This is a genomic window from Paenibacillus sp. JNUCC 34 (assembly GCF_058269055.1).
The window spans coordinates 1728750-1754712 of record NZ_CM177770.1 but is presented as its reverse complement, the minus strand read 5'-3'; the positions used below and the strand labels follow the sequence as shown (position 1 = coordinate 1754712).

Annotated in this window: 29 protein-coding genes; 6 read left to right on the top strand and 23 right to left on the bottom strand. The window is 38.7% G+C overall.

All coding sequences use genetic code 11. The features are described 5' to 3' along the window. Positions 1–6 precede the first annotated feature (6 nt). Complete coding sequence (locus AC2TF5_RS08145; protein ID WP_491301676.1) at positions 7–3879, top strand: glycosyl hydrolase family 18 protein; 3873 nt, start codon at positions 7–9, stop codon at positions 3877–3879. Positions 3880–4032: 153 nt separating this feature from the next. Here the strand turns inward: AC2TF5_RS08145 and AC2TF5_RS08140 are convergent, their stop codons facing one another. From AC2TF5_RS08140 to AC2TF5_RS08115, 6 genes are all read right to left on the bottom strand, one after another. Continuing rightward, on the bottom strand, positions 4033–4518 hold the full coding sequence (locus AC2TF5_RS08140; RefSeq protein WP_491301675.1) for a GNAT family N-acetyltransferase: 486 nt from the start codon (positions 4516–4518) through the stop codon (positions 4033–4035). Positions 4519–4726: 208 nt separating this feature from the next. Continuing rightward, a complete protein-coding gene (locus AC2TF5_RS08135) occupies positions 4727–5443 on the bottom strand; it encodes an alpha/beta hydrolase (protein ID WP_491301674.1) in 717 nt (238 codons plus the stop codon). Between the two features lie 21 nt (positions 5444–5464). Beyond that, the gene (locus AC2TF5_RS08130) at positions 5465–6625 is read right to left on the bottom strand and encodes an acyltransferase family protein (protein ID WP_491301673.1); all 1161 of its coding nucleotides are present in this window, start codon (positions 6623–6625) and stop codon (positions 5465–5467) included. 26 nt (positions 6626–6651) lie between these two features. Beyond that, positions 6652–6855: a hypothetical protein gene (locus tag AC2TF5_RS08125; protein WP_491301672.1), complete on the bottom strand. Its 204-nt coding sequence runs from the start codon at positions 6853–6855 to the stop codon at positions 6652–6654. Positions 6856–6879: 24 nt separating this feature from the next. Continuing rightward, positions 6880–7158 (bottom strand): ATP-binding protein, encoded by a 279-nt coding sequence (locus tag AC2TF5_RS08120; protein ID WP_491301671.1) that lies wholly within the window; start codon positions 7156–7158, stop codon positions 6880–6882. Then, positions 7155–7715, bottom strand: a complete 561-nt coding sequence (locus AC2TF5_RS08115; protein WP_491301670.1) for an AAA family ATPase — start codon at positions 7713–7715, stop codon at positions 7155–7157. The genes AC2TF5_RS08120 and AC2TF5_RS08115 overlap by 4 nt, the downstream gene beginning before the upstream one ends. Before the next feature lie 455 nt (positions 7716–8170). On the opposite strand from AC2TF5_RS08115, the gene AC2TF5_RS08110 reads away from it, so the two are divergent. Together AC2TF5_RS08110 and AC2TF5_RS08105 are read left to right on the top strand one after the other, a co-directional pair. Then, on the top strand, positions 8171–8644 hold the full coding sequence (locus tag AC2TF5_RS08110; RefSeq protein ID WP_491301669.1) for a MerR family transcriptional regulator: 474 nt from the start codon (positions 8171–8173) through the stop codon (positions 8642–8644). Then, positions 8628–9038: a hypothetical protein gene (locus tag AC2TF5_RS08105; RefSeq protein ID WP_491301668.1), complete on the top strand. Its 411-nt coding sequence runs from the start codon at positions 8628–8630 to the stop codon at positions 9036–9038. The genes AC2TF5_RS08110 and AC2TF5_RS08105 overlap by 17 nt, the downstream gene beginning before the upstream one ends. Before the next feature lie 586 nt (positions 9039–9624). On the opposite strand, the gene AC2TF5_RS08100 is transcribed toward AC2TF5_RS08105, so the two are convergent. The 11 genes from AC2TF5_RS08100 to AC2TF5_RS08050 form a co-directional block, all read right to left on the bottom strand. After that, the gene (locus tag AC2TF5_RS08100) at positions 9625–10062 is read right to left on the bottom strand and encodes a VOC family protein (RefSeq protein WP_491301667.1); all 438 of its coding nucleotides are present in this window, start codon (positions 10060–10062) and stop codon (positions 9625–9627) included. A 268-nt stretch (positions 10063–10330) separates the two neighbouring features. After that, complete coding sequence (locus tag AC2TF5_RS08095) at positions 10331–10870, bottom strand: histidine phosphatase family protein (protein WP_491301666.1); 540 nt, start codon at positions 10868–10870, stop codon at positions 10331–10333. A 260-nt stretch (positions 10871–11130) separates the two neighbouring features. Continuing rightward, entirely contained in the window at positions 11131–11535 is a 405-nt protein-coding gene (locus AC2TF5_RS08090) for a 3-hydroxyacyl-ACP dehydratase FabZ family protein (RefSeq protein WP_491301665.1), read from the bottom strand. Positions 11536–11729: 194 nt separating this feature from the next. Further along, positions 11730–11888, bottom strand: coding sequence for a tyrosine-type recombinase/integrase (locus AC2TF5_RS08085; protein ID WP_491301664.1), 159 nt, complete (start codon positions 11886–11888; stop codon positions 11730–11732). 580 nt (positions 11889–12468) lie between these two features. Then, positions 12469–12744 carry a GNAT family N-acetyltransferase gene (locus tag AC2TF5_RS08080; protein WP_491301663.1) on the bottom strand — a complete coding sequence of 92 codons (276 nt, stop codon included), beginning with the start codon at positions 12742–12744 and terminating at the stop codon, positions 12469–12471. Between the two features lie 173 nt (positions 12745–12917). Beyond that, positions 12918–14723, bottom strand: a complete 1806-nt coding sequence (locus AC2TF5_RS08075) for a vWA domain-containing protein (protein WP_491301662.1) — start codon at positions 14721–14723, stop codon at positions 12918–12920. Next, positions 14723–15784 (bottom strand): AAA family ATPase, encoded by a 1062-nt coding sequence (locus AC2TF5_RS08070; RefSeq protein WP_491302840.1) that lies wholly within the window; start codon positions 15782–15784, stop codon positions 14723–14725. The genes AC2TF5_RS08075 and AC2TF5_RS08070 overlap by 1 nt, the downstream gene beginning before the upstream one ends. 695 nt (positions 15785–16479) lie before the next feature. Further along, positions 16480–16797: a contact-dependent growth inhibition system immunity protein gene (locus tag AC2TF5_RS08065; RefSeq protein WP_491301661.1), complete on the bottom strand. Its 318-nt coding sequence runs from the start codon at positions 16795–16797 to the stop codon at positions 16480–16482. Positions 16798–17100: 303 nt separating this feature from the next. Then, positions 17101–17640: a hypothetical protein gene (locus AC2TF5_RS08060; RefSeq protein ID WP_491301660.1), complete on the bottom strand. Its 540-nt coding sequence runs from the start codon at positions 17638–17640 to the stop codon at positions 17101–17103. 212 nt (positions 17641–17852) lie between these two features. Next, positions 17853–18260 carry a hypothetical protein gene (locus AC2TF5_RS08055; RefSeq protein WP_491301659.1) on the bottom strand — a complete coding sequence of 136 codons (408 nt, stop codon included), beginning with the start codon at positions 18258–18260 and terminating at the stop codon, positions 17853–17855. A gap of 256 nt (positions 18261–18516) precedes the next feature. Then, on the bottom strand, positions 18517–19011 hold the full coding sequence (locus AC2TF5_RS08050; RefSeq protein WP_491301658.1) for a GNAT family N-acetyltransferase: 495 nt from the start codon (positions 19009–19011) through the stop codon (positions 18517–18519). A gap of 985 nt (positions 19012–19996) precedes the next feature. Between AC2TF5_RS08050 and AC2TF5_RS08045 the strand changes: the two genes are divergently transcribed. After that, positions 19997–20407 (top strand): hypothetical protein, encoded by a 411-nt coding sequence (locus AC2TF5_RS08045; RefSeq protein WP_491301657.1) that lies wholly within the window; start codon positions 19997–19999, stop codon positions 20405–20407. Between the two features lie 396 nt (positions 20408–20803). On the opposite strand, the gene AC2TF5_RS08040 is transcribed toward AC2TF5_RS08045, so the two are convergent. From AC2TF5_RS08040 to AC2TF5_RS08015, 6 genes are all read right to left on the bottom strand, one after another. Further along, the gene (locus tag AC2TF5_RS08040) at positions 20804–21130 is read right to left on the bottom strand and encodes a hypothetical protein (protein ID WP_491301656.1); all 327 of its coding nucleotides are present in this window, start codon (positions 21128–21130) and stop codon (positions 20804–20806) included. Between the two features lie 22 nt (positions 21131–21152). Next, entirely contained in the window at positions 21153–21692 is a 540-nt protein-coding gene (locus AC2TF5_RS08035) for a GNAT family N-acetyltransferase (RefSeq protein ID WP_491301655.1), read from the bottom strand. Positions 21693–21774: 82 nt separating this feature from the next. Beyond that, a complete protein-coding gene (locus AC2TF5_RS08030) occupies positions 21775–22125 on the bottom strand; it encodes a VOC family protein (RefSeq protein WP_491301654.1) in 351 nt (116 codons plus the stop codon). A gap of 1347 nt (positions 22126–23472) precedes the next feature. After that, positions 23473–23946, bottom strand: a complete 474-nt coding sequence (locus AC2TF5_RS08025; protein ID WP_491301653.1) for a GNAT family N-acetyltransferase — start codon at positions 23944–23946, stop codon at positions 23473–23475. 54 nt (positions 23947–24000) lie between these two features. After that, positions 24001–24573 carry a GNAT family N-acetyltransferase gene (locus tag AC2TF5_RS08020; RefSeq protein WP_491301652.1) on the bottom strand — a complete coding sequence of 191 codons (573 nt, stop codon included), beginning with the start codon at positions 24571–24573 and terminating at the stop codon, positions 24001–24003. A gap of 208 nt (positions 24574–24781) precedes the next feature. After that, the gene (locus tag AC2TF5_RS08015; protein WP_491301651.1) at positions 24782–25114 is read right to left on the bottom strand and encodes a hypothetical protein; all 333 of its coding nucleotides are present in this window, start codon (positions 25112–25114) and stop codon (positions 24782–24784) included. Between the two features lie 242 nt (positions 25115–25356). Between AC2TF5_RS08015 and AC2TF5_RS08010 the strand changes: the two genes are divergently transcribed. Together AC2TF5_RS08010 and AC2TF5_RS08005 are read left to right on the top strand one after the other, a co-directional pair. Further along, entirely contained in the window at positions 25357–25626 is a 270-nt protein-coding gene (locus tag AC2TF5_RS08010) for a type II toxin-antitoxin system prevent-host-death family antitoxin (RefSeq protein WP_491301650.1), read from the top strand. Next, positions 25616–25921 (top strand): type II toxin-antitoxin system RelE/ParE family toxin, encoded by a 306-nt coding sequence (locus AC2TF5_RS08005; RefSeq protein ID WP_491301649.1) that lies wholly within the window; start codon positions 25616–25618, stop codon positions 25919–25921. Before AC2TF5_RS08010 ends, AC2TF5_RS08005 begins: the two co-directional genes overlap by 11 nt. Positions 25922–25963: the final 42 nt, after the last annotated feature.

Below are 25963 nucleotides of genomic sequence, written 5' to 3'. Positions count from 1 at the left end.
TAACGGATGAAAACTAGGAGAAAGCAGAGTGCCCGAAGATTGTTCGCCATGACGGTAATGACCATCATGATGTTCGTGTCTTCATTGGCCCCAGCTTATGCAGGAACGACTGTTCCTGCAGCACAGGAACCTGTGGTCAAGAACTCGACACAGGAAATCCGGAATGTCATGTACTATGGCGATTGGTCGATTTGGGGAGGACAAGGGAACTTTTATCCCAAGGATATTCCCGCCGATCAATTAACCCACTTGAACTATGCGTTTCTCGATTTTGACGCTCAAGGCAACCTCGTCTTTACGGACAAGGATGCGGCTGTAGGCGCGCCTGTCGGCCAGGATGGCGTACAATGGGATGTAGCCAATTCAGGCAGCCTTATCGCCCTGCAGCAATTGCGCGCAGAAAACCCGAACCTGAAAATCGGCATCTCTCTTGGCGGATGGTCCAAATCAGGCGACTTCTCCGTTGTAGCGGCCGATGCTTCGAAGCGGGCGAATCTGGTGCAGAATGTCATGAAGTTCATCAAGTACACGAACATGGACTTCGTTGATGTGGATTGGGAGTTCCCGGCTGAAGTTCGCCAGCCTGATCTGGTCGATAATAAAAACGATGAAGGCACGAAATACGCCACGCCGGAGGATAAAAATAATTATATCGTGCTCCTGCAAGACTTGAAAAACGCATTAAATAAACAAGGAGCCGAGCTTGGTAAAGCGTATGAACTGTCTGTTGCCCTGCCCGCCCCCAAAAAGAAAATTGATATCGGCATTGATGTGCCAAGACTGTTCAACATTGTAGACTTTGCCAACATCATGACTTATGATATGCGCGGCGCATGGGATGAGATAAGCGGCCATCATACCGGCTTGTATCCGAATCCAAATGACCCGCTCACCGGCAACAACCTATCCATTGACGAGAGCGTGAACTATTTGATTCAGCAAGGTGCCGAGCCGAGCAAGATTGTCATCGGAGCGGCTTACTATACTCGCGGCTGGAATAAAGTGTCGCAAGGCTCCGATCCGAATCATCCGGGGCTGTTCGGTGAAGCGACACTATCCGCCAAGGATGCGGATCAGACTCCATCCCGCGGCGCGGTTGGCGAAGCCCCTCTCGTCCTTGGGGACGGCGGCCGCCGAACAGGGACTTGGTCTTATCGCAATCTCGACAAGCTGAAGGCCACATACCCGAATCTCAAAGAATACTGGGATGATGCGGCTAAAGCTCCCTATCTGTATGATGAGACAACCGGCGTATTTTACACGTATGACAATGAAAGATCCATTCAAGAGAAAACGAAATATGTGCTTGAGAATGGTCTAGGCGGCGTCATTGCTTGGATGGCTGCCAATGATGCCCCTACTACGGACCCTGCCAAGCGTGACAAATTAACAAAGGTGACGAAAGAAGGTCTCTTCGGAAGCCAGCCGTTGAAAACACATGAGATCCAATATACCAAGCTGGACGTGACGGTTACTATGAAACCGTATACAGAGCCTTGGGGAAACAATACAGGGTATGAAATTACCCTCGTCAATAACGAGTCTTTGACCGAATCGAATCAAGTATTGAGAGCCGTGGAAAGAGGAGCAAAAACGGTTAAGCTGCCGAAGCTTTACATCCAAGCCGATGGACCGTTCACTTCCGGCGATTATTTGGCGGGAACCGTAACCAATGAGAACGGTTATACGGTCGTCGATTTGAAATCGGTTTATGACGCCAAGACGATTGAGCCTGGCAGATCCTATACGTTCAAACTTAAGGGAGATGCCGAGATTACAAGCATGGAGCTTGTTCAGCGGGTGTCGAATAACAGCCCGGAGATGAATAGACAACTCATTCTGGGTGATGAAGCTCCAAGCAAGAATCAACCGCCTGTATTGCATGGCGTAACGGACCTGACGATTCAAGTCGGCGACAACTTTGATAAGCTGGCCGGCGTAACCGCTACGGACGCAGAAGACGGAGATCTGACATCCCGTATTACCGTGACGGGAGAAGTCAATACGAGTGTGGCCGGCAAGTATCAGTTGGTGTACTCCGTTACGGATTCGCAAGGATTAACGGCCGAGAAAAAACGCACCATTACAGTTATCGAAGCGGCAACTCCGGAGTATAACTTTGGGGTTGGCCAAGGAATCGAGTGGCCGAAGCAAGTCAATTCTCCATTCGTCGATATGGTTGCATGGGTTACCAAGCCGGGCTATTCCAATAACGGCGCCCCTAACCTCGCCAGAATTTCCGAGGATACCGGCGTGAAATTCTTCAATCTCGGCTTTATTCAATCCATTTCGCGGCAAATCGTTGACGGTAAAGTGCAATGGGGCTGGGGAGGATACTCCGTCCTCAATGAGAAGAATGCAGATAACGCCCAATATCAAGGAATTAAGCAGTCGATCCGGGAGATTCGCGAGATGGGTGGCGATGTCACGATCTCGCTGGGCGGTTTGAACGGCGTTACGTTCTGGGAAGTCACTCAAGACACCGATACGCTCTTCAATACGTATATGGAGCTGGTCCAAGGCTATGGACTGACGAGGTTGGACCTCGACATTGAGGGCGGCGCTCAGAACAAAGCCCTGAATATCGCCAACGCGAAGGCGATTAAGAAGCTGCAAGATGCAACGGGAGTCGATATCGTATTAACCCTCCCTGTACTGCCAAGCGGTCTGACTTCTGTTCAATTGGATGTGTTGGAAGCTTACTTATCTGCCGGCGTGGATGTCAAAGTCGTGAACATCATGACGATGTGCTATGGCAACGGAACGCTTCTGCCTGGCGAGAACTATGGCTCCGCTTCTCTACGAGCCGTTGATTCGACGAAGAATCAAGTGAAGCAGTACTTCAAGCAGTTTGCCAGCATTGATCTAACCGATGAAGAGGCTTATGGAATCATTGGAACGACGCTGTCCATTGGTTTTGAAGGAGCGGCTCATCCGGTCTTCACAACGGAGTGGTCTCAGTGGGTTGTGGATCATGCGATCGAGAAAGGGCTCGCGATGACCTCCTTCTGGTCGATGAACCGGGATGCGATGTTGGAAAATAACAGCGGCGTAACGGCGCAATATCAATTTACCGATATTTTCAAAGCATTCGGAAATGGAAGCACCCCGCCGGTCGCTTCAAAACCCGTGATTCATGGCGCAACGGATAAAACGATTTTCGTTGGTGAGCAATTCGATCTGAGAGAAGGAGTTACCGCTACGGATAAAAAGGACGGTGACCTGACCGAGCGGATCGTCATCGAAGGAGCGGTTGATTCCTCCACTCCAGGAGCATATAAGCTGGTATACAGCGTAGAGAACAGCCAAGGGCAGCAAGCGGTTGCAGAACGTACTATCACGGTTGCAGAAAAGATCAATCACAAGCCTGTGATTCATGGCGCAACGGATAAAACAATTCTCGTTGGCGAGCACTTCGATCCGAGAGAAGGGGTTACCGCTTCGGATGAAGAGGACGGCGACCTGACCGATCGCATCGTGATCGAAGGAACAGTTGATTCCTCTACTCCGGGAACCTACAAGCTGGTGTACACCGTAGAAGACAGCCAAGGCCTGCAAGCCTCTGCAGAGCGCCATATTACCGTTATCGATGGACTTGCGGATACGTATGATCCGAAGAAGGTCTACCTCGAAGGTGATTCGGTCATCTACAAAGGAGAGAAATACACGGCGAAATGGTGGGTACAAGGCCAAGCTCCAGATACCTCACAAGCATGGCAAAAAGAACTAATTCCGAATGAAGACGGCAGTGTGGATTACGTGCCGGGCAATGTGTATGTAGGAGGCGACTTGGTTCGCTATGAAGGCAAGCTCTACCAAGCCAAGTGGTGGACACAGAGCATTCCGGGAAGCGATGACTCCTGGAAGCTTGTAGAATAATTGTAAGACGCAGCCACAGCTGCCGGGACTGACCCTTCACGGGTTAGTCCCTTTTGCTTGCTTTCATGACTGTGCATACGGGGCGATAAGATACGACGTTATCCTCTAGACTTTTGAACGCAATCGCTTTGTTTTTAAAGGCAACAGCGCCATTCAAATTAATTCTCTTTCCATTTCTATTGAGACTATTTTCTTATTATCTTGATTCATTATTACTTTATATCCACACGGCGTAAAACCCTGATTGCAATAAAAAATAAGAGCTCTGGTATTAGTGTTATGGCAAAATAATTTCATCTTTTTAATACCATGTTCATTTCTAGCCTTATCCATCATTATGTTAATTAAATATGCAGACACACCTTTGCCTCTATGGTCAGGACTAACTATTACATTACCTAACCAACAAATAGAATCTTCATGATTCAAGTCATATAAATTTGCATATGCAATAGCTAATTGGGTGTTAGTATCAGTAATTACTGTGGGACTAAATCTATTTTCTAGGATCTTAATAATTTGATCAGGTGTTAATGGATATTCAAATCGAGGACTTATAAAAAATAATTCTTCTACATTCAACGGAAATAAAGAGATGATTTCTAAATCTTCTTTCAATAGATTTCTATGAAATATCATAGTTTTTCCCCCTCGCTTCAGCCGGTTTCGCCTGACGTACTTGTATCTACGAACTCGAAAGGCTTAAAGGAGCGTCAGCGACTGGGTGGCTTCGCACTTAGCCTTGCAGAGTTGTCTACTGAATCTTCCTTCTCGAAAAATCTTCTGGCAGACCAAGGGGGCTTGACCCCCGCAGCGTAGATATGGTGTTAGACGATGGTGCTCTGAGTTACCCCAAAAAATCAATTTCCCTTAAAAATTCTTCTGAATCTCTAATGGTCTTCTCATATGGTTTATTATCCAGATTTCCATAATTGAAAAAACCATGTCCTAATCCCTCAAAAGAGATTAGTTCAGACTTATTACCATGAGATCTCATCCTGTCAGTAAAATCAATTACATCTTCAATTGGTATATTCTTATCATCTGTGCCATGAAAAAATAAACTTGGAGGTAACTTAGCTCTCACCTTCTCTACAGGAGATGCAACTATTAAAGATTCCTTCAATTCAGGAAAAAGGTTTATAAGAATGTTAGAATTCACTCCACCATTAAAAATGATCAACGCATTGGGCTGAGGACTTATGTGTAAATTATCCATAGGATCATTGAATTGATTTTGATCGATCATTGCAGAACATAAGCTTAGATATCCTCCAGCTGACGCTCCTACAGCAATTATCTTATCTGGGTTAATCCCAAGCTCTCTCGAATTATTTTTTGTCCATCGGATAGCAGATTTCGCATTCTTCAGACTTTCGATTGGGGAAAATAGTCCTTCTACTTCAAGTGGCCGATATTCGGCAAGTACGGTAACTATTCCAAGCATAAGCCGGCGAATCAGCAGTACGATCGGGGCCAGTATAAAGAATGCATCGCGATCACGGCCAGCACCAAATAGCTGATTAGTACCGGAAACGAACGGCTTCCTGTTTTCACATTTCATTTATTTAAATATTATTTCCTTTCACATCATTTTTTTGAGGTATGGAATCTTTCGCCATACAAAATGACTTAGCAAAAAACTTAGGATAATTCCTAAAAATGCCGTTATAAGAAATTTAGTCCAGACTGATATTGGTAGGTCATTCAATGCATATTGAAGGAAGACAACTACTGGGACATGGATGAAATAAACAACAAATACATTGTTTGATAACATCTTAGACCAACGATTAGTACCGTTAATTTTTTCTCTAAATAAAATTAAAAGACCGATTACAAGCGAAATACACAGTAACGTCTCAATTAATGATCGAGCCAACGAACCGAAGTTTTGCCCCCCTTTTAAAAAAAAAGAATCTACCGTATTTCCTCCAGAATACAAAATGGTTACTATTAATACTCCAATAATAAGCCAGATGTATCCTGCTCTCGCACTCAAAGTTAAAAACCATTTGCGATGATAGGCCATAATGCCTAAACAAAAAAAGCTCACATACTGTGGTACATGTGCAAATTCTGTTTGAATAAATCCTAAAAAAGCTGTCCAATGATCAATAGGAAACCATATCCTTGTAATAAAAGTCACTAAACTAACGACCAACCACAGGGAGAGAATCTGATAAACCTTAATGTTTCCATCAAATTTTTTTGTGGATTTCTTAGATGTAAAGAAGGTCCAGACTGAAAACACAACCGCATACACAAGTAAATGCTCTAAAAACCATAAATGGCCAAATTGCATATCAGGCCATGATGGCCCAGACCAATTCGTGGGTTCATTACCAAGTCCAAAAAATATATTAACATAGTAAGAAAAAAATGAGATGGGTTCATAATCTCTGAAATTAATGTAATATAAATACATCAGAATAGGAATTATCACGAGAAATCCCAGTAGCAAGGGAATACCAATTCTAATAATCCGTTCTTTTAAAAACCGTTTCGGCCCTTTTCTCGAGATTGATTGAGGGAGAAAATAGGCTGATAAAAAGAAAAACATACTCATAAAAAATGCTGCATTTACAGAGAAAAATCTGCCCAACCAGTTGATAGATTCATCATCCAAAAAAAACCACCAACCACCTGCTCCATATGCTTGTCCAGCATGGTGAGCTACTACAAGCATAATTAAAGCTATTTTTATATTATCGATGAAATATAAATGATCACTCTCTTTTTTCACCTTTAAAACTCCTTTTCCTTTAAAAGTTATCCTTTAGTTAATAATGCAAAATTGCTTGTATATAACTTGTTCGTCTCCATTAAATTAGGATCGTTTTCAAATTCTTCTAGCACAATCATGCTTCGTTCTTTCATTTGATGTTCTTCTGCTCTTGTTCCATCCCTAAAAATGATTGTTTGACTATCAACCATCAATACCACATAAACAATTCTTATTTTTACATTTATCAATTCTTCTTTTACTCTTTTTAGATCTTACGGAAAAGTCACATAGTCAACTAATACATCATAGCCGTATTCTAATGAATTCTTGATTAAACTCGTGAAATTCTTCCATGTTAATTCATTTGTATTTTTATCTAACCAAGGTTTCCCTCTTCCTTTAACGGGGATATGGCTTATATAGTCCCCTGAAATATAAGCACTCTTTGTAAGTGTCTGAATAAGCATTTTTGAAGTTGTTGACTTACCAACTCCTGGAGGTCCAGAAATTATATAAAGGCTTTGAATCATTTTTGATTGACATACCATCATAATCCAAAGCCGCTTATTATTATTTCTGCCACTTCATCCGGTTCTATATTTGTATTATTTATTCTTAAATAATTCTCTTTTGTGATTTCACCTGGATATGAATTCAATCGATGTTTTTCATGAGTTTTTATTAAATCACTTTCTGACCATTCAATATCTCTTTTTGTAGTTTTATGAATCATCCTATTCTCTGTTCTGTTTCGCTTTATTCTCTCCTCGTAATCTGCTTCTAGTTCAATTAAATACACATCTGCTCCTCTTGATTCAAAGAGGTTAGAAATTTTATCTATGTATTCCCAATCAGATTGGAGATCAAAACCCCAAACAAAAGTAAATATTAATCCCTCCAGATCACTTTTAGATACTTCATCAAAAATCTCTTGCCGAATCAAATTAACCAAACGCTTCCCTGATGGGCTTCCATAATCAAAGAACTGAGATACAAAATCGATAGACATATGGTTATGAAACAATTTGATATTCAGTTTTGATGCTAGACTTTGACCTACTGTCATCTTACCGACTGCTTGTGGCCCAAATAAGATAAAAAACTTCATTGATATCCTCCCATCGAAACCGATTTAATGATCTTTCGTCTAACGTTCCTGTATTCACGAACCCGAGAACCTCAAGCCCTGTATGGGGCGACCGCGACTGCGGTTAAGCTCGCAGGGTTGTTCGCCTGATTCCACTACTTTGCCGATCCCTTCGGGCGAACCAAGGAGCCGCCAGGCTCCGCCGCGTGAATACTATGTTAACTGATGTCTCCGACATCTTGAGCTGCTTTCAAAACACGCTATTATTCAGCCATTATTCAAGCCCTTATTTGGAATTGTATCTCATTCCCTTTCTTATTTCATTACTTCTTTTAAATAGGCTTTGTTAAACTGTGTTGTTAATTTTTTTGTTGAAGTAACGGACAGCATAGTTGTAAGGATTGCATGAATACCCGTGAAAAAAGATAGTAAAAACGAGTTGACATTGGAGTTTACTCCAATGTTATTGTGAATGTATGGAAAAACAATATTCTATAAATGAGGTTTCACGGATACTTGGTATTCCGAAGGATACGCTCCGGTATTATGACCGTATTGGAATCGTATCGCCGTCTCGGGGACACAATTCTTATCGCAGGTATTCTAGGGAAGACATCGTCGATTTGATGAATATTCAAATCATGCAGTATGCGGACTTTTCTCTAGAAGAAATCAAGGGGAAGTTTCAGTTCCACAGAATGCAGAGTGTAGATCCTGCTTATTGCCAGGAGGTCGCTGAATTCCTTGATGCCAAGAAAGCAGAAACACGCAAGAAAATCGCACATCTTGAAAAGGTCAGTCAGTTGCTCGACGTAGCAGTTAAAACGCTAAGGGACTTTAATCATGAAAGTGACCAGCAGCTGGCAGTGTTCGTTCGGGAGATTTACCGGGATCTTCACAAGAAGGAACCTGAAATAACTAAGGAGGATTGTGATGGACATCAGAATTAAGAATTATTATTGTTTGATTGCCGGCGTTCTTGCAATACTTTTTGCTGTTACGCACGCATGGAACGGGCAATCCGCTGTACTGCCGACGCTCTTAGTGAATGATATAGCCTTGGATACACGGATAACATTTACGTATGTCTGGCACATTATCACCGCTGAGAATCTGGTTTTCGGCATAGTATTCATTATCCTGTCATTTCAAAGCGAGAAATCTAAGATCCGGTTTGCTGCGTGGATGATCGTGTCACTTCTGCTCATTCGTCTGATGGTTATTCTCGGTGTAACCGCATTTTATGATGTTTCGGCACTTACGAATACGTTAATCGATTCGATTGCCATCTTAATCTATGCCGCTTTCATTATACTGGGCACAAGAATAAGGAAAAAAGAGTAAGGAGGTCAATCATCACAAACCAGTAGAAGGTTTGAAGCACTAAACTGCGTTTCACTGCCAGTGATTTGCAATACGCTAACGGGAAACTAGTTCAGAATAAACTGCCTAATGTGGCGGTTTTTCTTTTAGTCGCAAATCAACAATCAAGGATAACAGAGCCTATAAATAAAAAATCCCCCTGGTCATTCACTTTCGACCAAGGACATTTCACAATATCATCTCTTATTAAACGCACGTACTTTCTAGGTAACCCTATGCATTCAATTCGGATCTAGACATCGCAAAATCCAAACAAACTAAGATAATTTAAGTAATGCTTTTATATTTCTTTCCTGTTTGACTTACTGAAACTTAAATTGTACTTATCGATCTTATAACGTTCTTTCCGGAGATCTCAGTTAACGTTCTTGTATTCACGAAACGCCCCAGCCTTAGATAGCTCTAATCTTAGGCTGGGGCGTTTGTTGTCTGAGCTTCTTCCACGATTATACATCTGACAACCAAGGGGCGATAGTCACGATGCGTGAATATGGTGTTAGGTGATGTCTCTTCCTTCTTCGAACTGCAAACATATATTTCTTTGTTTCTATTGTTTATTGTATGGTCCGGTTATCTCCAGCATATTTCCATCTGGATCTTCTAGCATAAAGCAATAATAAGGTTGAACTATATTTATGTACAAAATCTCTGTTACTTTACCAATATTCATGGACTTAATACGTTCATATTCTTCGTTAAGATCTGGTACGTTTAAATTCAAAATGACATTATTTCCGTAGTTGATATTGTAAGTATGTTTATATTTTAGGTATTCATTATTAAAATGCTCATCTAGGTTATCCTTGTTTCTAATTAGCTCAAGATCATATTCAGGATTCCATAGCGCCAAAGTATTTCCGCACTCAAATTGTGCCCATCTCTTTATATTCCTTGACTGTGCCTTGATTCCCAAGACTGATTCATAAAAGGTAATTGATCTTTCCATATCTTTCACGATTAAATATGTACATGTTAAATGAAGCACTATTTCAACCCCTTCTCCGACTAACTTATTTTTCTTCGATTATACTAATCTACTGTTTATATTTATTGCAGAGATTTCACCTAACGTTGTATCTACGAACCCGAGAGGCTTAAAGGAGCGAAGCGACTGGGTCCGACGGACTTAGCCTCGCAGGGTTGTGAGCTGAATCTGCTTCTCTGACTACTGCCTCATGTGAAGCAAGGGCGAAGCCCTCAGCGTAGATACGATGTTATATGAAGTGTGGCACTTCTTCGAGTTTACTCTCAAATCATTTTCTTTCAAATAAATATAGTTCTCCGTTTTTTGGCTTCATTTTTAATTTCCCTACATATCCTCTACATTTGAGTTCTTTAAATAGTACTTTCATGAACGCTCCATGACTAACAACTAACACTTTTGAATTAGGATAATTTCCTTCTATTTTATCAATAATTATTTTTGCTCGTTGTAATGTTTGACTTTTAGACTCAGATTGTGATTTATGTGAGAAAAACCAAGCAATTCGCCCCAACATCATCCATAAATTTATATGAAGCTTAATCTTTGAATTAACTACTGCTCTAATCCCTATTTCTCTAAGTTGATCAGATACTACAGTTTTACCTTTAAATATTATCTCTGCTGTTTTTGTTGCTCTTGATAAATCACTAGTCAGACAAACATCCCATATAATATTATTAGTAAAATGATTTGTACTGTCTATTTCTGCTTGATCATATTGCTCTACCCAATCATTAAATTGTTTCGCTGTCATCCTTTTACGATTTGTTTTAAAATTCACTTTTAAATGTCTTACTATTCCTATCATTTCAATTCTCCATGTTATTAATAATGTTCTTGCCACATTTCATATAACGTTCTTGTATCTACGAACCCGAGAGGCTTAAGGGAGCGAACGCGACCGGGTCCGACGGACTTTGCCACGCAGGATTATGAGCTGATTCTACTTCTCTGCTTACCTCTTCTTGCGAACCAAGGGCCGAACAGCTCGCTGCGTAGATACGATGTTATCTGATGTTATTACCCTCTTGAATAGTCACACAAAATTATTTGTTAATTAGCGAATTATTAAGAGCCTTGTATATATATCATAATCTCTTTTGCTCTAATAATTGCTCTGTTTCCAACAATGGCCTCTCCTTTACCCAGTATAAAACCTCTTCTGTTCTTTATAACTTCATAATATAATTCAACTCTATCACCTGGATAAGCATTGCCTATAATTTCAATACCGTTTAAAGATGAAAGAAAGCCCAAACTATTCTCCTTACTTGATGTTGTGAATGCTCCTAATTGCGCTAATGCCTCCACAATCATCATACTTGGCATACATTGACTTGACTCAGTAATAAACCATTCGTTACATGTCACATTCTTATATCCCTTAGCCCACTTACCTTGCTCTAACTCAACAATTCGATCAATCATTAAAAATGGATATCGATGTGGAATTACGCTTGGAATATCAATCATTGGTATGCACCTCAAAATTTATTTATTCATGGTCTTTAATGAACTGTAGTCCTTAATAAAATATTTTCAACAATTTCATATAACATCTTGTCTACGAACTTCGTGAATACTACCATATTACGTGTATTACCGTACTTCGTAAACACTCCTTTCGTCAGGTTATTTACGAACTCTCCTTCCATAATACCCCAATTTCAATACTCCAGCGGGCCTTTAATCCGCCTGGCGTCCTTCATAGACACATAAGTATAACAATCTGTTGTTCCGCTGCTTTGGTGCCCAAGTAACTTTTGTATATACCTTAGACCCGTACCTCCTTCCAGTAAATGCATCGTAAAGGAATATCTCAACACGTGAATGCTCACCTTTTTCACCACATTGGACCGGCTTACCGCATGTTAAAACACCTTCTGCACATTGCGCTCTGTCAAGTGCCTTCCGAGCGATTGGCCTGGGAAAATCCATTCCTCCGGTTAAAACAACATACCAGCTCCTCCAACAACTCATTCCTACAAAAAAGACCCGCAGATCACATTTGTGACACCTGCAGGTCTCCGGTCTCCGAAGCCTTTTATTGTAGCCGTTTATCTCTAAACATTTTCATTTCAATTGTTCAAGAGCGTACTCCGTTGTTATCGTAATATTATCTGGTATGTCATCAATAGGAAACCATTGCACTTCCTGTAAAGCATGAGGCTCCTTATTCTGTACGTTGCCATTAATAATGTGAGCTACGAAAGTAGGAGCGACCCAATGAAAATTTTCCAATTGAACGATATGATTTGTAACACATAAATAGTCGTTCAATCTCAATGTCACCTTTTTCGAAAATTACCTACACATTATATTATTCTTGTTTACAAACTCTTCTCTCAAGATTCCCATATATATGACATCAGTGTATTGACCATTCGAAAAGTGCTTTTGTCTTAGTCATCCTTCTTCTTTAAATCCGCATTTTATATAGCACTTTACTGCCTTATCATTGTAATCGTGTACCTCTAGTTGTAGTCGATTTAAATTTAGTTGTAGAAAAATGAATTTCTGTAATAATTGGATAGCTTCCGATCCGTACCCTTTGTTTTGTAAATTAGGATTACCAATAACGATTCCCATTTCTGCACTTCTATTCTTCCAATCAATGTGAAATAAATCGATTTGTCCTATATACTCTTCTGTTTCCTTATCAGCAATTACAAATCCTTTCATAAAATGATTCTTGAACCGATAAGATGTGGCATATGTTTCACTTCCCTTGTTATATATATATTTTCACTGGTTTCATCTATCTTTTCTACATTCCTGACGTATTAGCGCTTAAGGCACGAAGTGTCGTCAGACTTAGCCGGTTGAATGTGTCGCTTGAATATAGTTATTGTTTCTTAATCGATACGGAAAACAGGACCTTTTGGAGAAAAAGGTAGTTCATTTCCTTTTGGCAATAAATAAGCATGTTCTCGCCGAATGGTCAATTTGTCGCAATAGCCATCGGTAATAATTAAAAGTGGTCCATTTTTCGGAAAATCCTCAGCATGAGTGATTAAATCAATCGCAGGCTGCAAAATGGTCCCCCCTCTACCTCTAACTTGCACACGATCGGCGATTGTCTCTGGGGCAACATAACCCGCATCATAAGGAGCTGCATCACAAAACACAAGTCGAGCGAAAGGCACATCTCGAGCTTGTGCATAACTAGCAATGGCACCAAGCGCCTTAGCCAGCAATTTTTTATCCATTGAACCAGACGTATCCAAGATCACACCAAACGTACGACCATCTTCAGAAGAACCGCTGTAAACCCATTGAGGTCTTGGGATATCTGGAGTAGAAGATTGACGACGACTTACACGGGCATAGGACCGCGTTTTTTCAAGTGGAGAAAAATATGAATCAAACCATTTGGCAAGCTCAACGTCCCATTTAATCGGTAGTTGACCAAGTGCTCTAATTTCTTCAACAAGCCCAGAAGGAAGTAACCCCCTACCTTGTTCTTCATGATACATTAAACCTTGTTGAAGAGCATTTTTGCAAAAATCATCGAGCGTTTGCCCATTTCGAACATCCCAGAGTGACGGATCACCTTTGCCAATCATATCGCCTAATCCATTGCCGCGAAGTGTAGCCAGTTTTCTATATAAGCGAATATCTCCAACCATTTTGTCGTAAATCGATTCTGCAGATAAACCTTTCAACTCTGGGTCCAAAAGTAGACCAATTTTAGGATATTCACCAACTTGCATTTCAACCAACCACAGGTTGATGACATAATCACAAGCGACATTCCACAAATAAGGATCGCGACCATGGCAGCGCTCATGATGCTGAAGACCTGCGTGTAATAACTCATGCGCCATCACAAAAATACATTCTTCGTCGGTTAGTCCAGCTGCTGGATTCATGTAAATTTCGCGTTCTACAACATCAATAGCCGCAACGGAAATGCTTAATCGTTGACAGATGGTTTGGTCTTCAATAATTGTAAAACCGGAAGCAAGTGCGCCGAGTAATGGATAACGGTCCATAAACCACCGTTTTGCCCGTTGCGCAGCACTTTTAACATTCGTAGAATCCCATAAAGAAGTAGAGTGACCTCCCGCCACACTTACAGCACTTGTGACCGCGTTAGATAACCCAATGGCAAAGTATTTTTCCCATTCGGGTTCTCCCCTCCAATAACTACGCGCTGCTGTATCCCGAACATCCATATCCGAACTTGCTACACCTGCTGTGCCAAAATATTTCAAAACTTCCGGCACGCCCCGTGCACAAAATTGCTCATAAAGAAACTCCTCATCCTTTACGTTCATATCCGTCCGTGTTTCCATATCAGAAGGGGGTGTTCCTAGTTTCAAATCAGCAAGAAATTTGGTAGTGTACAAATCACAAGCTGCATTCCATGCCACTGGATGATCTTTCGTTATTAAATGACCAAGTCCTAGATGCAACAAACAATGAGCAAGCACATAGACCCATTCCGAGGTTTCACCTCGGCGTTTAGGATGCGTGTAAATATATCCACCTTTTGTAACGGTTGCCCAACCATTTATTGGATAAGGGGTCCCATCACGATGGACAATACTGGTTCTTGAACATAAAGGCGAAAAAATAGGATGGTTTTCAATTATCTCTACTGCTGCTTGGAATTGTTTTAAAGCTGGATTTTCAGGTGTCGATTTTTTTGACATCATTACCCCTTATCTTTAACGGCGAGCCGTGGTAAGTCACGAACAATTTCCACCATGAGCCAGTCAGGAATATTTGAGGATTGTTCATTTTTCGCAACAACGAGCTGTGCAATTTCGAAACTAATGGCAGACAAGTCTTTAATCAATTTTTTCACCGTGTGAGCAAACTGCCTATGATTCCCACTGATCTCATCTTTTCGAGCGGGAAGTTCTTTAATAATTTGTGCTCGAAAAGATTGAGCTAGAAAATAGAGAACATCACGATCTTCTGCAGCAGACGGAAATGAAATTTTGCCCTCTAAGATAGCATTTAATTGATATTTGCCACTTAAATTTTTGTAAAAAGCTTTAAATTGTGTTGCATGAGCAGGAGTTAAAGAACCACCCGCTAAAATACCGACCACTTCTGGTGATAAATTATCACCAAACTCGCGAAGTGCATCCGAAAGCATATGCCAGGACCTTGGCGTGGAGAACGGTTCTTCCGTTTTCGGAGGAGCACTCCACAGATGATCGGGGCGAGACTCTAAATATTCAATAACGATCGGATGAATTTCGTTTTCGTACGCCCAAGTAATCCAGTCTTGAAACGATACATTAAGTTGGACATGAAACATACGGTTAATGAGCGCAGAGGACATCGGTTTTACAATTGCACTATCTTGCGCACGGTTGCCGGCACCGATTACAATCGAGCCTTCTGGAAGATGATAATCACCAATTCGACGCTCATGAATAAGACTGTAAAAAGCTTTTTGGACTTCTTGCGAGCAAGCATTAAGTTCGTCCAAGAATAAACAGTAAGGTTCATTGCGAGCAATCATTTTAGGTGGACAAAATTGACTTTTTCCGTCAACGATCTGAGGTACTCCAATAATATCTTCTGGCGCAAGCTGAGAGCCTAAAAGTGAAACACATGGAAGTCCGACTTGATCGGCAAATGATTCAACTAAAGCTGATTTTCCAATCCCTGGGGCACCCCAAATAAAGACAGGGCGAATAACGGAAACGTTAAGCAATATCTGCATCAGTTGTGACTGTGTAACAGGAACAGCAAGATTCAATAGAAATACTCCTTTTTCTTGAAAGATAATCTTATTATAACAAAAACCGCCATTATGGCGGTTTAAAGAGAGCGTAAAATATGTTGTATAAGTATCGATGTTACTAAAGGGAATAGTGTTGCTGCTGCGTTCCTTGCCTATCGTGACTGTATCTACAAACCTTTTCCATTCAATCATTCAAATGCGGATCTTCATCGACTCTTGGCTATCTTGGAGCAAATGAAGAATGCCTCGGGCCAGGAGCCTAAAGTTGTCCTAGCCACAGGAAGCTACTCGAAACCTCTGGTCTCGTTTGTCGTTGCCTTCTGCGAGTTACCCCCAGAAAATCCCGTTATTATCCTTATCCACGATGTCCAATTGTTTCTCAAAATTTTCATCCTCTAATTTTTATAATTAATCTTTATCTGGTTTTTCACATGTTCTGGCACTGCATTTGTATATATTTTTCCATTATTTTTATAATCCGCTTCTTAGTAAAGTCGTCCATTTTGTTTCTCCTATTTGTATACTTTGTTTGTCTATTTACTTAATTCCCATATTCACGACGTCCATCTCCCTTAGATAGCTCCTATCTTAGGTCGACTCGTGTGTCGTCCGAGTTATCTTCTTCGATTATTATACATCTGACGACCAAGGGGCGTAAGCCCCGCAGCGTGAATATAATGTTATGGGATGTACCGGCTTCCTGAATATACTTACAATCTATCACTTCTGTATTTGTTAATATAATTATCTACTGTATCTCTGGCATTTTCGTAAATTCTTATTACTTCATCCAATTCGTTCTTTATTTCTATGTTGCTTTCCCAATATTCTTTATCGACTTTAAGTATTGAACAAAATAAATCTCCAACATATAAGTCACCTGATTGTAAAGGGTTCTCCGCTAATCGCTCCAGTGCTAAAGGCAAAAGAAAATCTAAACTAGTTTGTTGTAGTATTAATAGTCTCAGATCTTCAAGATTGAACTCACTTAAAGGTTTCTTTCTTAATTCATGTGAACGGACTACCAATCCAGAGCTAAAAACTGGTTCACTCCAGCCTTCTCCTTCAAGTTCTTCGAGGGTTTTAGTTATATCTACTTACTTCATGAATCTACCCCCTCTCCTTAAATAATTAGTTCCCGGTATTTCGCCTAACGTTCTTGTATCTACGAACCCGAGAGGCTTAAGGCACGATTGCACCAGGTCCGACGGGCTTAGCCTCGCAGGGTTGTTCGCTGATTCAGCTTCTCTGCCTATCACATCTTACGAACCAAGGGCAAAGCCCGCAGCGTAGATACGGTGTTAGGCGACGGCCCTTCTTTTTCATAATACCTACAAAGATGTATTTCTTTCTTTAATAATGAATTGTTTATAGTAATCCCTAAATACATTATAAACAGCTTTTATTTCTTTGATTTCCTTAGAGAATTTATTCTGTACCTCTTCTTTTTGTTTATATTCGAAGTCAATATTGAATTCAGAGTATTCATATTCATTTAATAAATCATAAAAATATTCACATGGCTCTTTCACACCTTGACAATTGTCAGCATATTGACCAGACGAAAATAGAAAACTAGCCCAAGATATTTCCCTTCTATCGTACTTTAAGTACAAACAAGCTATGTATTGATCAAACAGTTCACTATTGTAAAAATCAATATATGGTTCTGAATTAATATATTTGTTGACTATTTCAATAGCGCTTCCTTGAAAGCGCACTGTTGCTAATTCAATTATCCAATACGGTGGTTTTATATATTTAAGAATTATGTCATCACAAAACAACTGGAAGTGCTTATACCAGATTAATTTACTATCGAGCATGATACTTAGTTTACAAGCAAATTCTTTATTAGGATCTATCTTCATTGAATAACTCCTTATCTAAGGGCTTTCGCCTAACGTTTATGTATCTACGAACCCGAGAGGCTTAAGGGCGCTTGCGCCCGGGTCCGACGGACTTAGCCGCGCAGGGTTGTGAGCTGAGTCCTCTTCTATGCTTACCTCATCTTGTGAACCAAGGGCGTATCCCGCAGCGTAGATACGGTGTTATCTGATGTTGCGGACATCATTGAGTATGATTAAAAAATTCCTCTTTCTTTTAGAAATCTCTCCCCTTTTTTCTTGTACCATTCTATGAAATCATTCGTTACATGCTCATGCTTAATTATTCCCATATAATCTGTCCCTGGCTTATTAGGCCTGTAATCTGATTCTATTAGATAAATATTGAAGTACACTTTATTCTCGTCTTCTGTCAACTCAATTCCATCGATCATGCTTAGCAATTCATCTACCACTATGTAATCAAATTCATTCTCACTTTCAATTATGTAAAACGGATAATTCATGTTCTTAAGTTCAATCAATTTCTGATAATCCTTCAAGTTTGTTGGTATATTTTTAATGTATTTTTGAACTTCCTTCTCTTCTTTGAATATTCCTGATATCCACTGGTACTTCCCATTTGATGCTATGACAATATACACTTCCATCATCCTTAAGAGAGTTTTGTATCGTTTTATTACCTCTTTTATCTATATTCCGCAATTTCAGTTAACGTTCTTGTATCTACAAACCCGAGAGGCTTAAGGCGCGTACGCGCCGGGTCCGACGGACTTAGCCTCGCAGGGTTGTGAGCTGATTCAACCTCAATGCTCACCTCTTCTTGCGAACCAAGGGACGAAAGGGCCGCCGCGTAGATACGTTGTTAGAGGATGTCTCCGCCATCCCTGAAATTACTTACTACTCGTACTTATTATTTTGAAAGCACTGCACAGGACCGTTCCACAGTTCATTTAAGTATTCTTCCTTATACCTGCCATTTGTATATTCATTTATTATTTTGTTCCAGAATTGATTCGCATGGTGATTTTGCTGTGTTTGTCTAATCTCCCATGCACCTGGGAACTTATTAAAAATATTAAATGCTGCTTGCTTTCCCACACCCTGTCCTCTGTACTTTCGTAAAATAAAAAAGTCACTTATAACATTGGTTTCTTGAGCGCTACTTAGTTTAACAAACTCCCTCGGAACTCCAACTATAATGAGAGCAAAACCAGCTAACTCATTATCTTTAAAAACAAAAAATGGATGCCTATATTCATCTGTCCACTGATGGTCAAGATATTTATATTGATATAATCCATATTTATTAAGGACATGCCCATCATACTCACTCGAATCATATCTATACAATTGGATTAAATTTTGTAAGACTGTTTTATCTTCATATGACACAGCTATAACCTTCAGTATCCCTGTCCTCCATCTTCAAAATATATTCTTACGCGCAGATTTCCTCTAACGCCTTATCTACGAACTTCGTGAATACTATCATATTACGTGTATTCCCGTACTTAGTAAACACTCCTTCTGTCAGGATATCTACGAACTCCAGCTCCGTAATACCCCGATTTCAATAATGCAGCGGTTTCTTAATTCGCCTGGCATCCTTCATAGACACATGAGTATAACCCTCTGTTGTTCAACTGCTTTGGTGCCCGAGTAACTTTTATATATACTTTAAATTCCGTACCTCCTTCCAGTAAATGCATTGTAAAGGAATGTCTTAACACGTAAATGATCACCTTTTTCGCCACATTAGACCGGCTTCCCGCATGTTAAATCACCTTCTGCGTAGTGCGCTCTGTCAAGTGACTTCCGTACGATTGGCTCGGGAAAACCATTCTTCCGGTTAAACAACTCCATATATTGTTAAATCACTGATACGCTGTATCCGATAAGATCGTAAAGGCGATCTTACCGACCGTTGCAAGTTATCCACCAATATAACAAATCATTCCTACAAAAAAGACCCGCAGATCACATTTGTGATACCTGCAGGTCTCCGGTCTCCGAAGCCTTTTGTTCATATCTCTTTGACTGTAGCCGTTATCATTTGATATTACGAATGATGAGACAGATTTCCCGTAAAAAAAGAAATTGGACTTTCAAAAAAAATAATTCCTTTTATCATTTCAACTGTTCAAGAGCGTACTCCGATGTAATCGTAATATTATCTGGTATGGTCATCAATAGGAAACCATATAAAAGAGAGATAACGATGGCTAACTTTATTGCGCTGCCGGTAGTTACGATACGGTTTATTTTGTCATATTTAAAAGCATAGAAATAGTGTTAGGCGATGCCACCCTTATGTCACCCTCACATCACTTATACTCTTCAGTCTATTGGGGAATAATTTTTTTTGAGGTGCTTAAACGTGATCATAAAAATATTATCAATCGCATTACTAGCCTTTAATCTTAATTTTCAAAATCCAGATCAAACATTGGTTCAGATTTTTGATGTTAGGCAAGAAAAAGTTATTAAACAACACCCTTTAACTCATAATCTTGAGAAATCAATAATTACACTTCTTAATTCTTCACCTAAAATACATGGCGATTTTTCAATGGATCCAAAAGATGGATTGATCCTGCATATAGAATTCAGAAACCCAGTAAAATTATCATCTAACGTATACCCTGACTTAGTTAAAGAAGTTTATCTCTTCCTTGAACATGATGTGGAGCCAAAGGCTTTAATGTTCTTAAATAATACGAGAAAGAATATTGTAGTTGTTCTAGATGGAGATAGCGATCAGTTCATTATGCAAAATAATCTAAGGTGAAATCATTCTGTTCTCGTCCTTAAATATTCAATATGTCTTTTATTATTTGCAGTCCATTCTACTAATATTTCATATTGATTCAAATCCATTGATCCAATGTCCAAGTCTTTTGAATACATATATTCTTTGTTTCCCTTATCCAATGGATATTTAATTATTGTATTGCCTTTGATTATTAACAGGTTTGCATCATTTTCTCTATGAAGTCCATTTATATTGATTTGTACATGTATGGTATTACCATGTGATATAGAATATGAACCTAAATTGGATTCAAATCTTTATAACAACAGGCTAACTAGAGTTACTACAACCAATATTGCTGAAATCCATACTGCTAATGAAAGAATGAGTGTTCATTTGCTTTGAAAACCATTCACCATCAATTTTTTCTAATTATCTACGTTTCTCTTCTGAATAACCGTTAAATGGATCAAAGTTATTCCAGACATCTAATTCAAACCAGTCAATAGGTATAAACTCTATATTCTGCTCTTCGCATAATGGAAATATAAGTTCCCAATATTCACTTGCTGGTTCTCCCCAATAGCCCTTTTCATTTTTGTCCTTCAAGTATTTAATCCAGCTTTGCGGATGAACTTCACCACAGATAATATCTGGGTTGAAATCATTAATAACATCTTTATAGAGAGTAAGGGAACTATTATACTGTTCTCTTACTTCTTGATTATGAATCGTCCCTAAGATTCCAACGATTGTCATATGTATTTCTCCTCTGTTATGTCTATAAATGTTTTATTAAGCTTATACGAACTATTTCATCCCAGATCGGCCCACGTCTAACTTCCTTATATCCAAGTTTCTTATTAAGCTCTATAACATGTGAATTTCGTTCTTCTGTATGTGTGTATATCAAATTCACATTATTGGTTTTTGCTACTTCTTCAAGTCTTTTCTTTAGCATCGTCGCAATACCAGACCTTCGATAATTTGGATCAACCCATAATTGAAAGATCTCCACAAAACGTCCATCTTCCTGAAATAATTTTCGATCTAATTCATGGAAAATGGTTTTCCAAGGATACTCCACATCTCTACTACAAATTGAATACATAATCAAACCGATTCTTTCCTTCTTGTCTTTATCTTCATAAATTAATGCGCCTCTATCTTTTTCCATTACAAATCTCGTAATTTTCTCACGATGTAGTTGCAAATCCTCGTCCGTCATTTGAATTTCGGTAACCGAAGTAATACCCTCATCTTTTAAATCTATTTGAACTAAAAAGTTCAGGTCAGTAATATCCGCTTTTCTTATCATCATCTCACCACCAAAATGTGTGATTAAGTACTTAGATTAAAATGTGAAAAAAAAGGAATCTGCAAGGCAGATTCCAAGTATTACATCATTTATTCTGAATTAGCCCAATACCATTACCTACTGGGTCTACTAAATAAGCTAAATAGAAATTATCAAATTCCATTTTGTCCCTTACAATCTGAGCACCTAATTCAACAGATTTTTTTATTGATTCTTCAATGTTATCCACTTCAATTTGAATTCTGGTTCCATGAGGAAAATCATTAGGCCCTTTAGAAATTCCTCCATGTATTCCTGGTTTATTATCATCACCTGTTGTTACTGGATAGTATCCCCAGTTGGGTTCTGCAATCTCCCATCCGAATACTGATGAATAAAAGGCTGCCGCGCGTTCTGGATCTTGACTACTTAAATCAAATAACACAACTCTTCCCATATAAACGCCCCCACAAGATGGAATTTTTGTCCAAACAGATAATACCAAATACTTGTTCCCATGTAAAGGTTAGAAATATCAATATACTTACAGCGTGAATACGTTGTTATGCGATGGTCCGACTTCGCCCAGAAATACTACCATTTCTTGCTAATTCTTTAATTCCTATACAGGATCTTAATATTCGACACCCTTATATCATTTTATTCCTAAACAATAGTGGCACAATAACCTGTTTTTTTTCCTTTTTCAACTGCTTTAACTTATACCTCAAAGTAATATGGAATATCATCTTCTTTTCCATTTACAATTCTTCCCTTAGCTTTATCAAAAGCATATAAAGAAATTGAAAATGTAGGTTCCCCAGTAATTAAAACTGCTTGTTCTCTTTCTTGAATCCAATAATATTCTCCACCATAATTATTCCTCTTATATCCATCATTTCAATTTTGTTCCATTCTGATATGCAATAAAAATATTTAAGTTTAATCTATTCACTTATTTTCCTTCGACTGCTTATACATGCTAATAAAAATATTATTTGAAAAAAACCAAATATTATTGGTATAAAAAGTTCCCATAAGCCCCAATCCCACGGAAAACTTACCCATCCGCCTGTACCTTCGTGAAAACGAGAATATAATATAAAAGCTATTCCAGGTATTATTGATAATAATATCCATACATATAAAGTTATTAGATCAAATTTATTCACGAGATATGCGTTGATTATAGTACCGATAAATAGTAAAAAATATACAACAAAAGTAAACCAATCAAACTCTTCAAATATATTCGACTTGAGACTCAAACTACAAATTAAATAGCTAAATATAATTGAGATCAAACCAATAAATCCTCTCAACTTTACACTTCCTTTCTCCCCCCATAAAAGCTTGTCATTCTATTTATTGCAGATATTTCCTATAACGTCACGCGTGGAGTCGGCCGCGACGCGGTTAGGTTCGCAGGGTTATTCGCCTGACTTCACTTTCCTATCAAACTCTTCGGGCGAATCAAGGACCGTCAGGCCGGCAGCGTGATTACAGTGTTAGGTAAAGTTAATACCTTCTCGGATTACTAGTAGGATTTTTTAGGCCTTAAAATATTGATATATTACCTCATGTCCATCTTCTAGCTCTTCTTTTTCATAAAATTCAATATTGAATGATTTGTATATGCTATTTCATTAGACTGAGGACAAAGTTATTGGTTTTATTCTACTCCAAAGTGGCTCATTCTCGAATCAAGATGAATTCATTTTTCATTCCACTCTCCTGACATATCCTTCGGGCGCGGGTGTTTTCTATAATGTTACATCGCTTTTGTTTAATTATTATTTGACAGCTAAATCAAGTGTTTTTCATAAAACACAATTGTCATTTTATTGTTAATCACTTTTATCTTTCCCGTTTGTTTATAACCTAACTTTTCATAGAGGTAGCAATTGCCTCGCTCTTGTAATATTGTATCTAGTTCCCATGTCCTCGCGTCGTTATACATCTCCTCTATCATAGCAAATACTTTTTGTGCAATTCCTCTTCCCTGGTATTCAGGCAATATAATTATAGGGCTGACGCGATAAGTTTTATTATGTTTCCTAACGATTCTAATTGCACCCACGGCAATTTCAGAACTTTTTATGATGTAATAATCCGTAAATGATTGATTCAATCGACTCATTATTCGTTCGACAGACTCGTTGGCTGGGCTTGTTTCATAATCCTGATATTTATCTAACAATGGCATAAATGCTTTGATTTGCATTTCATGAATAGTAGATGCTTCATTTAAGCCTGATTTGAATAATGTAATCTCCATATAGTTATTCCTCCAAATAAGAAGTAAGCGCCTTCATATAATAAGCATTCAAAATTAAATAATTGAATGTCTATAATATTCTTCAGATGATATCACCATGATTTGATTATCTTTATATACTCCCTCATGTAACTCATGTCTTTCTAATACTTTGACTTTACGGAATCCACACTTTTCGTAACACCGAATTGCTCGATGATTCCATGTTTGTGGATCAATAAAAATAGCGGTTGACTGTAGTTCCTCAAATAAATATTTAATCACTAATTTTAATGTTTTGCTTCCCAATCCTTTATTCCAATGCTTTGTTTCTCCAATAAATAAATCAATCCCATATACATCCTTATTATTAGCACCGTATTCTTCTAGTTCCTGATTTGTTAGCAAGTAATACTGTATATAGCCAATTGGATGATCAAGATATTCAATGATGCAAGGAATGACATAATCTTTTCCCGAAGCCCTAGAATCAAATTTAAGTATGATTTGTTCTCGTGTATATTTCGTGCTCTTTCCTTCGTAATAATCTTGTACTTCTTCGTCATTTAGCCACTTCTCTAATAGGTCAAAATCCTCCGAACTGGATCTCATCTTTCTTATTATTAGTTCTTTATCAGTTACATTCATAATATTCTCTCCCTGCCCCATAATATATTGCACTGATAGGTGTCACCTCTTCTTTGAAAACACTTGAATCTTATTCTATTATTTTAATGGCTGAACCTTAGACACAGAAATATATTTGCTTGGTACTACGATTCCTTCTCCCTTACGTAATACTTGAACAATTGGTGCTACATGCCCACCGTTATATTCTTTCTCAGGAATATAAGAATTAAGTATTTCCAATATACTTTCTCATCAGTTCATATCCCAAATCATTAAAGTAGGGACAATCAGTAACCCAATTAGGTAATCGTTCAAGAAACCCCTCTGTTAAAAAACAATCCTTAAATCTTTCTGGTACATTAGGGCAGGTTACAGGTCTTCTTGCCAATAATCCACTATGCGGTAAAAAAATCTGATCCAGCTTATCCTCATGAGTATAATGATAAAACGTCATAAACTTTGCTGAATCCAACTCTACTGTTCCCATGTCAGGCTTAAAACCAAATTCACGAAGCAATAAACCTTCATTATCTATAAATGATTTTCCTATTCTATTCATGATCATCCTCAATTGGTTTGTAATGTTGATTATTATTCTTTTAGGAGATTTCCTATAACGTTCCCGCATTCACGAACCCGAGAGCCTTAAGATCCAAAGGGTCAGCTGCGCTTGCGCAGTTAGGTTCGCAGGGCTGTCTACCTGACTCCACCACAATCTAATAACATTATTTTGATTTGAATGCATTTAATATCATAATTATGATAAAATATATAACAAATACATGATACGGAGGGGTCGCCATGCCAATCATTCGTCCAATATCTGATTTACGAAATAATTTTAATTTTATTTCTGAGGTTGCCCATAAAGACGGTGAGCCAATATTTATTACTAAGAATGGTCAAAGTGATCTTGTTGTTATGAGTCATGCTCTTTATGAAAAACAACAAGCTTTAATTGAACTATATCAAAAGTTGGCTGTTGCTGAAAAACAAAGTAATTCAAACTCCTCTACAATCGAACATAAGGAACTAATGGATAAATTAAGAGAACGAATTCATGGAGAATAAATATCAAGTCATATATCTTCCTATTGCGGAACAAGATCTATCTGAAATCATTGAGTACATCATGTTAGATATTCCTGATGCCGCTTTATCTGTGCTTAATAAATTTGATAAAGCAATATCAATACTAGAAATATTTCCTTTAAGTGGGGTAGTATCAACTGACGTTCGACTTCAGGCTCTTAATTATCGTATTTTAGTTGTTGAAAATTATCTAGTGTTTTATGTTTTCTTGTCCGATATTGTTGAGATTCGCAGAATCTTACACGGAAAAAGAAAGTATGACTTCTTGTTATAATATTTAAAGTATCCTTGCACTGATTTCGAATAACCTCTTTTT